The organism is Acidianus manzaensis, from assembly GCF_002116695.1.
GTDB classification, from domain to species: Archaea; Thermoproteota; Thermoprotei_A; order Sulfolobales; family Sulfolobaceae; genus Acidianus; species Acidianus manzaensis.
The window spans coordinates 1317499-1330088 of record NZ_CP020477.1 but is presented as its reverse complement, the minus strand read 5'-3'; the positions used below and the strand labels follow the sequence as shown (position 1 = coordinate 1330088).

The following is a 12590-nucleotide window of genomic DNA, read 5'->3' as shown; positions in this document are numbered from 1 at the left end:
ACTGAAAAACTCTTTATACTAATAATTAAAGCTTTTATTAATGTCGAAATTTAGTCCTTCAAGTATTGCGGAATATTATATTTACACAGTAATAATTGCAGTAATAATAACTTTTATTGTTTTGCCACTAGGAAACTTTGCTCCACTAGACGAGCCTAAAGTTTACGCTTATGATGGACAAATATATAATCTAGGCCCAGTTGTAGGAGTATCTTTTTCAGCATTTTTATCACTTATGATTTTTATTATATCTGCTATAATATTATGGGGAAGTAGAAACGCATATTATAATATGATAATAGATGCGTCTGCTATATCTTTTATTTTTCTTAATTACTTTAATTATTATATAATACTACAAACTTGGCATCCTACTATTTATATTTATCCATTTGTAATAGAAATATTATATAATGGTGCTAAGGCTTTACAGATAGATTTAGGTCAAATTGTACTGATAGTTTTTTTAATTAGGCTTTACAAGATACTTAAAAAGCCCCGCTTCCTATCAGAGTCTGATAAGCCGTAAGGCTTCAATGAGGACTTTCAGCCAAGCGGGGTACATTATGATGACGCCGACATAATCGGATTAATGACGACAGGGTCGATAATCTGAACAGACTTTAACTTAATTTTATAAACTTTATGAAAAGTAAATTAAGTAATGGATTACGATATATCTTATGCAAGAAAAGCTCTCTATATCTTGGCACCATTATCTATAATGGTAATGTATACTGAAGGAATGCTAATTCCATCTCTTTTATCTATAGAAAAAGACTTTTCAGTAAACGCATCACAAGTAAGTTGGGTACTCTCAATTTATTTGCTTAGCGGAATATTAATGAACCCTATAGCAGGTAAATTAGGAGATATTTATGGTAAAAAGAGAGTTCTTACAATCATAATCTGGATATATGCCATAGGTGTAACACTAACTGGTTTCTCACCTAATTTTCCACTACTAATATCTTTTAGAGCAATACAAGGTCTAGGACTAGCTATGTTTCCTTTAGCATTTAGTCTAATAAGGGAGGAATTTCCACCTAATTTAGTTCCTAAAGCTCAGGGAATAATAAGTGCAATGTTTGGAGTAGGAAGTGCAATTTCATTACCTATAGGAGCTTATATTTCTCAAACTTTCGGTTGGCAATATACATATCACACTGTAATTCCAATAGTAATAATTTTGGCAATATTAATACAGAAAGAAATAAGAGAATCAAGAATAAATGCAGTTGTGAGTAAGATAGATTATTTAGGTCTAGTATTTTTAGGTGTATCTTTGGTCTCATTAATAGTAGGAGTTACTGAAGCCCCTACATGGGGATGGTCAAATACTAGTACACTAGGACTTTTAATTGCATCAATTCTCTTGTTTACATTATTTATATTTTATGAATCGAAAATAAAGAATCCTTTAATATCTATATCACTACTAAAAAGAAGAAACGTATTAGTTTCAAATATAGCTGCAATAGTTGCAGGATTTGGAATATTTATGGCATATCAAGCCTTAACATATCTATTTGAGGAGCCAAAGCCTGTAGGTTACGATCTAGATATCTTTTATACTGGGCTAACATTACTTCCTTTAGCCATATTTCAAATTATAGGTTCAATGATAGCTGGAAGAACAATATCTTTAAGTGGACCTAAATCTATGTTAATTATTGGCTCATTCATGTTAATCCCAACATACTTAGTAACATCATTTTTAGCATTGAAAGGTAGTGATGTGTCATTAATCTACATTGTACTGATTTCTTCTATATCGATGTTATCTACAGCCTTTCTGAATGTTTCATTAATTAATTTGTTAACTTTCTCAGTAGAAAGAGAAGTAATGGGAATAGCCACTTCATTAAACACAGTATTTAGACTTATTGGAGGTAGCGTAGGTCCAGCAATAGCTGGCTCCATTATGGATACTTATACTACAACTATTCAAATAACATATAATAGTCACTATGTAGTGCAGGCTACTATACCTTCAGATTATGCATTTTCAATGATTTATGCTATAGCTTCAGGAATTGCGATAATAATGACTATATTAAGCTTGTTCTCTAATAACATAACATATAAGAAACTTATGGAAGCTAAATAATTATGATATGTGAAATAGCCAAAGAAATAGTAAACTGTAAGAAATGTAAATTATACTTAACAAGGACTAATGCAGTACCTGGTGAAGGAAATCCAAAAGCCCAAATAATGTTAATCGGAGAGGCACCTGGAGCTAATGAAGATAAGGAAGGTAAACCTTTTGTTGGAGCTGCGGGAAAATTTCTAACCGAACTTCTTAATTCCATTGGATTAGATAGAAAATCAGTTTTTATAACTAATTTGGTAAAATGTAGACCACCAAATAATAGAGAGCCTGAAGAGGATGAAATAATAGCTTGTTCGCCATATCTTGATAGGCAAATAAATGAGATATTACCTAAAATTATTATTACATTAGGTAAATATTCAACTACTTATATGCTAGGAAAAATTGGTATTAGAGTAAAATCTATCTCATCGGTTAGAGGAAAATTTTTTGAATGGAAGATTCGCAACAATTTAATTTTAATTTTTCCTACTTACCATCCTGCTGCAGCATTATATAATCCGAAATTAAGGGAAGAGCTAATAAAAGATTTCAAGAAAGTTAATGAAAGATTAAATTCAAAAGCCTTTACTATTGATTCCTTTTTTGAAGGTAATTATAATGGATCTAGGGATAAAAGGGAAGAAAGTAATAGTAACAGCCTCAAGTAGTGGCATAGGATATGCCACAGCTAAAAGATTTTTAGAAGAAGGAGCAGAAGTATTAATCTCTTCTCACGATGAGAATAAGTTATTAAATGCTTACAATACCCTAAAAGGAATAAGTAAAAGCGTCTATTACATGAAAATTGACTTAACAAAACCAGAAGAAGTATCTTCTTTAATTTCGGAAGGTTCATCCATGTTAGGAGGATTAGACATATTAGTTTATGTAACTGGAAGTCCAAAACCAGGTAATTTATTGGAATTAACCAATGAGGACTGGATTAATGGTTTTAATTTACTATTAATGAGTGCAGTTGTTGCAGTGAGAGAAAGTGCTAAAATAATGAAAAAAGGAGGTAGAATAATACTTTCAACTTCAACAACTCTAAGAGAGCCTATAGATAATCTAGATTTATCAAATGTAATTAGATTATCTTTAGCAGGGCTTATTAAATCTGCTTCACGAGAATTAGCATCGAAAGGAATTTTGGTAAATGGTGTTATGCCAGGCTGGACTCTTACAAAGAGGCTGGACCAACTTATAAAAGATAGAAGTAAAAGGGAAAATAGAACTGAGGATTCGGTTCTAAAAGATTTAGTTAAAGACATTCCTTTAGGGCGCTTAGCAAACCCAGAGGAAGTAGCTAATGTGATTATATTCCTAGCATCTTCTCTATCTACATATGTTACAGGGACATTAATACCAGTAGATGGTGGTAATATTAAGGGAATATTTTAAAACCCCTTTGGCTGATAATACTACCTTTTTTCTCTATTTAAAGAAATAGCATACTTGATTTGCCTAATAGTTATATTTAGTAATTCCTAATCATTTGGTCAGTGAAGAGTATTGAGATTACTCGAATTCTACACTAGCAATTTCAGGAGCTTGTCAGATATTAGAATAAAGAATGTTGGAGGGCTAAATGTAATAGTCGGATTTAATGGATATGGAAAGACTAATTTGCTATCTTCCATATACTTATTCATTAAGAATCTATCAGCTGGAATAGAAAAAAGAACAATAGAAGATAGAAACCAAGAATATTTATTACTTTGGCAAGGATATGATACTTCAAAAGAAATAACTTTGGGTGGTAAAATAGAATTTTCTGAAGACGAAGTTGAAAAAGCAATAGGAAGGTCAAAAAGAATTGAAACTGAAATTATTAATAAGCTAAAATATGAAAGAGGAGAAGTAAAATGGGATTTAGATATTTTAAGAGTTAATGATTCTGTACCTACAAAAGATGAAATTGATGAAACGAGAAAATTGTTTGAGAACGCTTCTCAACAGATAGAATATGTTCCTATCTTTGATCAAGGTTACTTTGATAATATAATGAAAAGAATTATAGACATAAGTAGATCTCCAATTAACTTGAGAAAATATTGGTATGACTTCGTAAATTTAGTAAGTGCTACAATTCCTGAAATAAAAGGAATAGAAATCTGGGATGGAGGAAAATTAGTCTTAAACGTTTACAATTTACCAATATACATAGACCTAGCAGCTAGTGGATTTCAAAGAGTAATTCTAATGTTATTTGTCATTTGGCTAAGTGGAAATAAAATTTTACTATTGGAAGAACCGGAAGTAAATATGCATCCTACTTTACAATATAAATTAATTAAACTACTAAAAAGTTGGACTGAAAATGGTATGCTTCAAGTATTTATGACAACTCATTCGCCATTCATTGTATCTAGCGATGTGGATAATTTTATTATTCTGAAAAAGGAATCAGCTTTTTCTAAAGCTATAAATATAACTCCATCAGAAGATATTAAGAGTCTGCTTAGCATATTGAAAATAAATATTAGTGATTTAATATTCAGTAAATATATTATATTAACTGGAGAATATGCTGAACCCTCAGCAATATATAATTGGCTTAAGAAGATGAATATAAATCCAGAATATAATGGAATATCTATATACTCTATAAAATCTGATTTAGAATTACAGACATGGTTAAAATTAAGAGAGATGTTAAAGCTTGAAACAGTATTCTTTGGATTATGTGACAAATTAGATCAATATGTTAAAGATTCATGTATTCCAATAAGCAGAGAACTAGAATCTTACTATACCAAGTCTGGAATGTTAGAAGCATTAAAAAGATTAGGAATTTATCCTGACGACAAAGAATTGAAAGATTTGAATAAAGACGAAAATATAAAATGGTTAACTGCAGTTCTAAAGAAGCGTGGATTAGACTATTATCTATTAAGATCTTCTATTAGTGATATAATTACTAGAGTAGATTCAGTGGAAATACCTAAAGAAGTAGAGCTATTAGCGAATAAAATAAAATCTCTTCAAGTATATAATTAATTATGCAAGGATTAATTCAGCTAGGAATAATGCTAATTCTGTTAGGTTTTCTTATTGTCTTTCTAGGCATAATTTATGATACATTCTTCAGAAATAAGGAAGAAGGGGAGAATCAAAATAAGACAGAAGCGGGAGGAATAATACTTATAGGTCCAATACCTATAATTTTTGGATCGTCTAAAAAAATCGAAAAATGGATGATAATAGTAGCTTTGGTTATAGTTATAATTATGGCAATAATTTATTTACTTAATTTTATATCAAGCCCCTAACTTTCATTGCATTTACTACTCTTTCTACTGCTACTACCATAGCTGAGGTTCTTAAGTCTTGGTTTTCAAGTTTATTATATTTATTATACATCTCATTGAAGGATTTCTCCATTCTAGATAGAATTAGCTTCTTAGCTTCTTCTTCTTCTATGATTTCTCCCATCTTATTATTAGCCCATTCAACGTAACTTCCTACAACTCCTCCAGAATTTGCTAATATATCTGGCACAACTGGAATTCCTCTTTCTTTTAATATTTCATCTGCATCAGCGGTTAAAGGTCCGTTTGCTCCTTCAACTACTATTTTTGCCTTAATCTTTGGTGCATTAAACTTATGTATAACATTTTCTAGAGCTCCAGGAATTAATATATCACAATCAGAAATCAATAACTCATCGTTAGTTACTTTCTTTCCTGCAGGGTATTCAATCACTGATTTATGAGAATTCTTAATTTCAATTAATTTATTGTAATCAAGTCCATTATAATCGAGTACTCCACCCTTGCTATCGCTAACGCCTACTATCTTAGCTCCTAACTCTTGAAGGAATTTTGCAGCATAAGAGCCTAAATTACCAAATCCTTGAATTATCACTCTTTTTCCTTCTATCCCGTCTAAAAACTTTTCAGAAGCTAGTTTAGCTACATGAGCTACTCCTAATCCTGTACTATATTCTCTAACTGCTAAACCTCCTAATTCTACGGGTTTACCTGTAAAAACTGCAGGGTCTATCTTTCCAGAGATTTTATTATATTCATCTAAAAACCATGACATAATTTGTGAGTTTGTATTAACATCCGGTGCAGGAATATCAATATCACTACCTATATATTTATATATTGCATCGATAAAATTCCTAGATAATAATTCAAGCTCCTCTTTGCTTAATGAAGCTGGATCTACCTTAATTCCGGCCTTACCTCCCCCATATGGAAGTTGGAGGAGTGAATTCTTCCATGTCATAATCATTGATAAAGCTATTACTTCGTCTTGACTTACATTTGGATGATATCTAACTCCTCCTTTATATGGACCAAGAGCGCTGTTATGTTGCGATCTCCATCCAGTGAAAGTCTTTATTTTTCCGTCTTTTCCTCTAATTTGAATTTTTACCTGAATAACTCTTTCCGGAGTAGCTAATGCTTCTAGTTCGTCCTGCTGTAGGCCTAATAACTCACCAACTTTATATAATTTTTTAACTTGTTGTGTATATAAATTAGAACTTAAAACTTCTTCTACGGCCATAGGTACTTATAATTTTTACCTAATAAAAAATCTATTCATTAACTTACTTAAATTGTTCAAAAAAATTTATCATCTCTTATATAGAAGAATTATTATTGCTACTATTACTAAAGTAATTATAATTGTGATAATTAGAGATTCAGATGGTGCTACAGCACTAAAAGGTAATGTACCAGTAGTTACTCTATGTGCGTAGTTTATATATGTGCTGTTTGGAGTAATAACGTGCTGTGTATAAATCAATTCAGAAGTTATATTTACTATATTTCCATTAATTGTTCCTTCAGCTCTTTCTACGAGAATATTGTTATCACTAGAGAAGTATAATTTTATTATGTTGCTAGATGAAACATTTTGATATTCATTTACCATATAATTTGTACCATATATGTTAATTGTAGTAGTATTTACTTTATGAAATATCTTTCCTCCCCATATTATTTGACTAGTGTTAGAATATGTAAAGGTTAAAGGAATTGACGTATAATTTCCTATATCAAGTCCAAACCCAAAATTTTGATTAACTGGCGCTCCGCTATCAAATGTTAATTCTATTTCCTCACCAGCTAGATATCCGTTAGAAAAAATTATAGGATAATACGCTTGAATATAAGTTACTGGTTGTAAAGTATTTGATAATGATGAATATTCATAAAGTGTATACTGATATGGCTTCTCAGCGTTAGAAATGAACTGTGTACTAATAGTACTTAAAGTAGAGTTTTCTTCCCCTGATAATTCTATCAAATGTAAATTGACAGTATAAGTTAATGTAGTATCAGAAGTATTAGTAGTATATGTAGTATTAAAAGAATAACCTAATCCATTACTTAAAACGTAAAAATGTTCTTCACTGGAAACAATAGTAGAATAATTGCTATATTCAAAAGCAGTATAATTTATTCCATTTATACTTACTTTAGTCTGATTAACATAACCCATTTCTATAGATATTTTTGGAAATGCTAATTCATAAATGGAAGCATTATACAGATATTTATCGAACACATAAGGATAATTAAGGCTTAGCATATCTTCTTCAAGATTTACTGTATAATTGCCTGATTTAATTAGGTTGAAGGTAAAATTCCTAGGTGAATGAATTGGCGTAGTATTAATGTTAACTAAAATATTTCCATTACTTTGATTTACAACGTTATAGCTTATAGTATAATTTGCTATAACTATAATTTTTGTAGTATTTGATACTTTAGTTTGATTATAAACAGTTGCAATATATTTCAATGTCTTAAAATATGGTATTTGATGAATTGCTTGCGGTGAAGAATAATTAGGTTGTGCAGGTATTGCTAACACTGCTAAAGGCATAGTAAGGACCAGAATCATCAAAAGCAAATATTTAGACATCATATAGACACGAATATATATCAATATAATAACTTTAATCCCAGTATGAATAGGCCATTAGTAGCAGTTGGAGGAGTTATAGTAAATGAAGAAAACAAAGTATTACTAGTAAAACGAAGTAAACCACCAAATCAAGGTGATTGGGCAATTCCAGGTGGAAAAGTAGAATATGGAGAGACAATCTTTGATGCAGTAAAAAGGGAGATGAAAGAGGAAACAAACTTGGAAGTAATACCAGAGGAATTGTTAGCTGTAGTCCAGATTATAAAGGAAGGATTTCACTATATAATATTGGATTTTGTTTGTAAAATAAAATCGGGAGAGTTAAAAGCATCGTCTGATGCTTTAGATGTAAAATTTTTCTCTCTAGATGAGATAAAAAGATTACCAGTATCTCCTACAACATTAGATATGTTAGAGAAATATTTTAGTAAGAAAGAAAAACTTCCTTTATATATTACTGAAATCTCCAAGTAGACTTATCTTTACTGTCTAAAATCTTTATGCCGGCATCAGCTAATGCTGATCTTATTTGGTCTGATAAATCATACATCTTTTTATTTCGTAAAGTATTTCTGATTTCAATTACAGTATCAATTATCTTATCAATACTCTCTAATGCTTCTCCTAATTCTTTATCCATTACTCCAAAGACTTCGTTAAACTGCCTGAATCCTTCTAACGCTATTGACGCACCTAGTAAATCTCTTGAATATTGTAATTTAGTAAATACTATATTAGCTAATTCATGAATTTTAGCTAATGCATTAGAAGTATCAAAATCATTTGACATAAATTCATTATATTCGCTTATTTTAGTTATAATTTCTTTTTGAGTCTTAATATCATCATCAGAAGCGTAACTTTTAGGTCCTTCTTTTATTATATCCTTTACTATGGAAACTGCATCTTTTAATCTTTCAATTGAAGATTTGCTTTGCTGTAATGAATTTTCGTTAAAGTCTAGTGACGATCTATAGTGAGAAGATAAGAACCAATATCTTAGAACTTCTGCTCCATATTCCTTTAAGGCTTCTTTTAGTGGTATGATGTTTTTTAGGGATTTTGACATTTTCTCTCCATTTATAGTTAAAAATGCTACATGTATCCAATATTTTACCCACTTTTTACCAATTAATGATTCTGATTGTGCTCTTTCATTTTCATGATGAGGAAATATTAAGTCCATTCCACCTCCATGTATGTCAAATTGCTCTCCTAGATATCTTGTAGCCATAGTAGAGCATTCGATATGCCATCCTGGCCTTCCTTTTCCCCATGGAGAATCCCAGTATGGCTCCCCAGGTTTCCAAGCTTTCCAAAGAGCAAAATCAAATGGATGTTTCTTTTCTTTTAGAAACTCTTCACCTTGATTCCATTCTTCCATTTTAGTATTGGATAATTCACCATATTTAGGGAATGAAGTAACATCAAAGTATACACTACCACTAGGCGCTACATAAGCATGTCCTTTATCAATTAATCCTTGAATAAATTCCAAAATTTCCTTTATATGTGTAGAAACCCTTGGATGAAGATCAATTTTCACTTTTAGTGCATTCATGTTATCAAGATAATCTTTAGAATACGTATTTGCTACTTCTTCCCAACTTGTATTAGTTTCTTTTGCTTTATTTATTATTTTATCATCTATATCTGTAATATTCTGGACTCTTATCACGTTATATCCTTTTAATCTTAAATATCTTGACATTGCATCAAATGCTACAAATGTTCTTCCATGTCCTATGTGCAAATAATCATAAACTGTTGGGCCGCAAACGTACATTTTTATTGTATTGTTTTCTACTGATAATTCTTCTAATCTTCTACCAAAAGTATTGAAAACTTGTATCATATTTATACGAAAAAATAGATGGTCTATTTAAATATATTTGATGTTAATTCTCTACACTTTGGAATATTATATAGTTTTTCTGGATTTTCCTTATAGATCTCAGATAATTGTATCGATGTTACTCCTGCTAAGAATACTAGAGATGATATATTTTTCAATTTAGACTCAGATGGAGGAACTATTTGTTCTGCATTTAGTACATCTCTTGTTACGTTATCAATTGCTTCATTGCCTATAACTATAGGGAGTAATTCTTTTCCTCGTACATAACTTTCAACTTCATTATGATTTACTTCTGGAATATAGCCATAAAATGCAGGATATTTTACGTTTTCATTAATTTCTTGCTTAAACCTTATTGCTATTGGAAAATATGTAGATCCATAAAATACTGGAATTTTAGAGATTATTTTATCTGACAGATACTTAGAAAAATTAATGAATTTCTCTTTAAATTCAGTAATTCCTTCTTTTAATTCATTAAGATTTATTTTTTCATTAGCCTTTGTAGAAAGAATTTTCAAGAGAGGAGTAATTAAATATGGAAAGGAATACCTAGTTTGTGATTCTCCTGAAATTTTAACTAAATATATTTCATGGTTTTCATTTGCAAGCTTTTCTAGATATCCTCCAGAAGTTATTACAATAATTTTAGAATTTGCTTCTAAACCTTTTTTTACTGCAAATATAGTTTCTGAAGTATTTCCGGAATAACTCATTGAGATAAGTGTAGTACTTTTATCTAATTTCCTTGGTACTCCATTTCCAGCTTGATAATCTGCATTAAGATCGAATATTTCGGCAATCTTACCTGGAATATAGCTTCCTCCCATTCCACTGAAATAAATTTTATCAGTTTTTATTTCATAGTCTATTTCTTTGCTTGCTTGAATACTTTTTTCGAATGCCTTATCCCAAGAAAGATATTTTTCAAGCATTTTTAATCGCCAATGATAAACTTATTGAAGGAGGATTAGAATTTATGTTAATATTTAAGCTTTCTAATCCAAAATCTTTCATATTGTTCTTAAATAAGATTACTATATCAGAAATTATTTGTGCTATGCAATCTATAGTATCTTGTATTATTTTACTAATTCTCTCATTAGATAGCATTGAGAGTATGCTTGGTTGAATAACGTAAACATACATCATGTTAGTTCTTTGAATTAGTTGAAAGAAGGATGTTAAAGCGTCATTATAATTCTTTTGATTAATATTATTTTCAAATTCAGAAAGTAAATTTTCTTCTTTTTCAACTTGTTCCTTTAAAAATGATAAGATACCTTGTTCAGCAACACTCAGATTGCTTTCACTTAATGTGTCTAATTCTTTTCTTATTGATGAAATTTTCTCTTTAGAAATCATTGTTTCCCTATAAGATTATAATATTTTAATCCTTAAAGCTTTAGGATATTATGGATCATGTAGTTGTAGTTGGTGGCGGAGCAGCTGGAATGAGTGCATCTTCTAGAGTAAGAAGACTAAATCCTAATGCTGAGATAACTGTATTTGAAGAAACTAAAATGGTAAGCCATGCTCCTTGTGGGGTACCATACTTTATAGAAGGCTTATTTAATGATGAGAACTTGTTCATGACATATACTCCAGAATTTTTTATTTCAAAAAGAAAAATAGATGTTAAAATAAATAGGAAGGTATATGATATAGATTTAAACTCTAGAATAGTAAAATTTGCAGATGAGAACAATAAAAAATCAATAGTAGAATATGATTACTTAGTATTAACCTTAGGTTCCGTACCTAAGAAAGTCCCTTTTGAAGGTAAAAGAATATTTTATGCGCATCATCCAGCTCATGCAGTAGAACTTAGAAAAGAATTATGGGAATTAGATAAGATCGCTATAATAGGTGGAGGAATATTAGGAGTAGAACTAGCTGAAGCTTTAAGTAATAAAGGGAAAAACGTTATTCTAATTCATAGAGGTAAATATGTTCTTAATAAAATGTTAGACGAAGATATGGGCAAAGTAATTCAAGACAGAATAGAGAAAGATGTTAATCTTAAAACTGAAGAATCACTTATGGAATTAAGAGACGAAGGAAAAACTGTTATAACAGATAAAAGTAAGTACGAAGTAGATGGAACCATAGTTGCTATTGGAGTTACTCCTAATATTTCGCTAGTTAAAGATAAAGTAAAGCTAGGAAAAAGCGGAGCAATTTGGACTGATGAGCATATGAGAACTAATCTACCAGAAGTTTACGCTGCAGGAGATAGTGCTGAGACAGCAAATCTTATTACAAATGATAGAACATGGATGCCGTTTGCTCCAGTAGCCAATAAAATGGGATATGTTGCAGGAAGTAATATCGCTGGAAAAAAGATGGTATTTCCAGGTACTATAGGTACAATGATTACAAAATATAAGGAATTCTATATTGCTAAAACCGGAGTTGCAGAATTTGAAGCTAAGAAATATGGAATTAAAGTTTATTCATCTATGATAAAATCTAAAACTAGAGCAAGATACTATCCAGATGCTAAGGATATCTATGTAAAACTAATCGCAGAAGAGAACACAAATAAAATCATAGGAGCTCAAATAGTTGGTGGAGAGGAAGTTTTAGGAAGAATAGATATGCTAGCCGCAATGATTATGAAAGGTTTTACTGTAGAAGAAGGATTCTTTGTCGAAATGGGATATTTACCCGCAATAGCTACTGTGTGGGATCCTGTGATAGTGGCAATAAGGCAATTAATGAAGGCAGACTAGGTATTACGCC

Annotated in this window: 13 protein-coding genes; 8 read left to right on the top strand and 5 right to left on the bottom strand. The window is 30.5% G+C overall.

Features of this window, described 5'->3' with window-relative positions; genetic code table 11:
* The first annotated feature begins 40 nt into the window (after positions 1 to 40).
* The 6 genes from B6F84_RS06175 to B6F84_RS06150 all read left to right on the top strand — a co-directional run bounded on the left by B6F84_RS06175 (position 41) and on the right by B6F84_RS06150 (position 5370).
* Positions 41 to 529: a hypothetical protein gene (locus tag B6F84_RS06175; RefSeq protein ID WP_148691438.1), complete on the top strand. Its 489-nt coding sequence runs from the start codon at positions 41 to 43 to the stop codon at positions 527 to 529.
* 135 nt (positions 530 to 664) lie between these two features.
* Entirely contained in the window at positions 665 to 2110 is a 1446-nt protein-coding gene (locus B6F84_RS06170; RefSeq protein ID WP_148691437.1) for an MFS transporter, read from the top strand.
* A 2-nt stretch (positions 2111 to 2112) separates the two neighbouring features.
* Positions 2113 to 2766 (top strand): type-4 uracil-DNA glycosylase, encoded by a 654-nt coding sequence (gene udg / locus B6F84_RS06165; RefSeq protein ID WP_148691436.1) that lies wholly within the window; start codon positions 2113 to 2115, stop codon positions 2764 to 2766.
* Complete coding sequence (locus B6F84_RS06160) at positions 2717 to 3499, top strand: SDR family oxidoreductase (RefSeq protein ID WP_148691435.1); 783 nt, start codon at positions 2717 to 2719, stop codon at positions 3497 to 3499. Before udg ends, B6F84_RS06160 begins: the two co-directional genes overlap by 50 nt.
* A gap of 111 nt (positions 3500 to 3610) precedes the next feature.
* Entirely contained in the window at positions 3611 to 5098 is a 1488-nt protein-coding gene (locus B6F84_RS06155) for an ATP-dependent nuclease (protein ID WP_148691434.1), read from the top strand.
* A gap of 2 nt (positions 5099 to 5100) precedes the next feature.
* Positions 5101 to 5370, top strand: a complete 270-nt coding sequence (locus B6F84_RS06150) for a TIGR00304 family membrane protein (RefSeq protein WP_148691433.1) — start codon at positions 5101 to 5103, stop codon at positions 5368 to 5370.
* Here the strand turns inward: B6F84_RS06150 and B6F84_RS06145 are convergent.
* Positions 5354 to 6616, bottom strand: a complete 1263-nt coding sequence (locus B6F84_RS06145) for a Glu/Leu/Phe/Val family dehydrogenase (RefSeq protein WP_148691432.1) — start codon at positions 6614 to 6616, stop codon at positions 5354 to 5356. The two genes, B6F84_RS06150 and B6F84_RS06145, sit on opposite strands and share 17 nt — an antisense overlap.
* A gap of 69 nt (positions 6617 to 6685) precedes the next feature.
* Entirely contained in the window at positions 6686 to 7987 is a 1302-nt protein-coding gene (locus tag B6F84_RS06140) for a hypothetical protein (RefSeq protein ID WP_148691431.1), read from the bottom strand.
* A 42-nt stretch (positions 7988 to 8029) separates the two neighbouring features.
* Between B6F84_RS06140 and B6F84_RS06135 the strand changes: the two genes are divergently transcribed.
* Entirely contained in the window at positions 8030 to 8461 is a 432-nt protein-coding gene (locus B6F84_RS06135) for an NUDIX hydrolase (protein ID WP_148691430.1), read from the top strand.
* On the opposite strand, the gene cysS is transcribed toward B6F84_RS06135, so the two are convergent.
* Genes cysS through B6F84_RS06120 form a run of 3 tightly spaced genes read right to left on the bottom strand, consistent with a single transcriptional unit; the run spans position 8442 to position 11210 of the window.
* A complete protein-coding gene (gene cysS / locus B6F84_RS06130; RefSeq protein ID WP_187152772.1) occupies positions 8442 to 9848 on the bottom strand; it encodes a cysteine--tRNA ligase in 1407 nt (468 codons plus the stop codon). The two genes, B6F84_RS06135 and cysS, sit on opposite strands and share 20 nt — an antisense overlap.
* Positions 9849 to 9865: 17 nt before the next feature.
* Positions 9866 to 10780, bottom strand: a complete 915-nt coding sequence (locus B6F84_RS06125) for a bifunctional phosphoglucose/phosphomannose isomerase (protein ID WP_148691428.1) — start codon at positions 10778 to 10780, stop codon at positions 9866 to 9868.
* Positions 10773 to 11210: a hypothetical protein gene (locus B6F84_RS06120; protein WP_148691427.1), complete on the bottom strand. Its 438-nt coding sequence runs from the start codon at positions 11208 to 11210 to the stop codon at positions 10773 to 10775. The genes B6F84_RS06125 and B6F84_RS06120 overlap by 8 nt, the downstream gene beginning before the upstream one ends.
* Before the next feature lie 50 nt (positions 11211 to 11260).
* Between B6F84_RS06120 and B6F84_RS06115 the strand changes: the two genes are divergently transcribed.
* Positions 11261 to 12580 (top strand): FAD-dependent oxidoreductase, encoded by a 1320-nt coding sequence (locus tag B6F84_RS06115; protein WP_148691426.1) that lies wholly within the window; start codon positions 11261 to 11263, stop codon positions 12578 to 12580.
* Positions 12581 to 12590 lie beyond the last annotated feature (10 nt).

Excerpts from the sequence above, each read along its gene's own strand:
- B6F84_RS06160 (WP_148691435.1), top strand. The coding sequence starts at position 2,717 with ATGGATCTAGGGATAAAAGGGAAGAAAGTAATAGTAACAGCCTCAAGT.
- B6F84_RS06135 (WP_148691430.1), top strand. The coding sequence starts at position 8,030 with ATGAATAGGCCATTAGTAGCAGTTGGAGGAGTTATAGTAAATGAAGAA.
- B6F84_RS06150 (WP_148691433.1), top strand. The coding sequence starts at position 5,101 with ATGCAAGGATTAATTCAGCTAGGAATAATGCTAATTCTGTTAGGTTTT.
- udg (WP_148691436.1), top strand. The coding sequence starts at position 2,113 with ATGATATGTGAAATAGCCAAAGAAATAGTAAACTGTAAGAAATGTAAA.
- B6F84_RS06175 (WP_148691438.1), top strand. The coding sequence starts at position 41 with ATGTCGAAATTTAGTCCTTCAAGTATTGCGGAATATTATATTTACACA.
- B6F84_RS06115 (WP_148691426.1), top strand. The coding sequence starts at position 11,261 with ATGGATCATGTAGTTGTAGTTGGTGGCGGAGCAGCTGGAATGAGTGCA.
- B6F84_RS06125 (WP_148691428.1), bottom strand. The coding sequence starts at position 10,780 with ATGCTTGAAAAATATCTTTCTTGGGATAAGGCATTCGAAAAAAGTATT.
- B6F84_RS06120 (WP_148691427.1), bottom strand. The coding sequence starts at position 11,210 with ATGATTTCTAAAGAGAAAATTTCATCAATAAGAAAAGAATTAGACACA.
- B6F84_RS06145 (WP_148691432.1), bottom strand. The coding sequence starts at position 6,616 with ATGGCCGTAGAAGAAGTTTTAAGTTCTAATTTATATACACAACAAGTT.
- B6F84_RS06140 (WP_148691431.1), bottom strand. The coding sequence starts at position 7,987 with ATGATGTCTAAATATTTGCTTTTGATGATTCTGGTCCTTACTATGCCT.
- B6F84_RS06170 (WP_148691437.1), top strand. The coding sequence starts at position 665 with ATGGATTACGATATATCTTATGCAAGAAAAGCTCTCTATATCTTGGCA.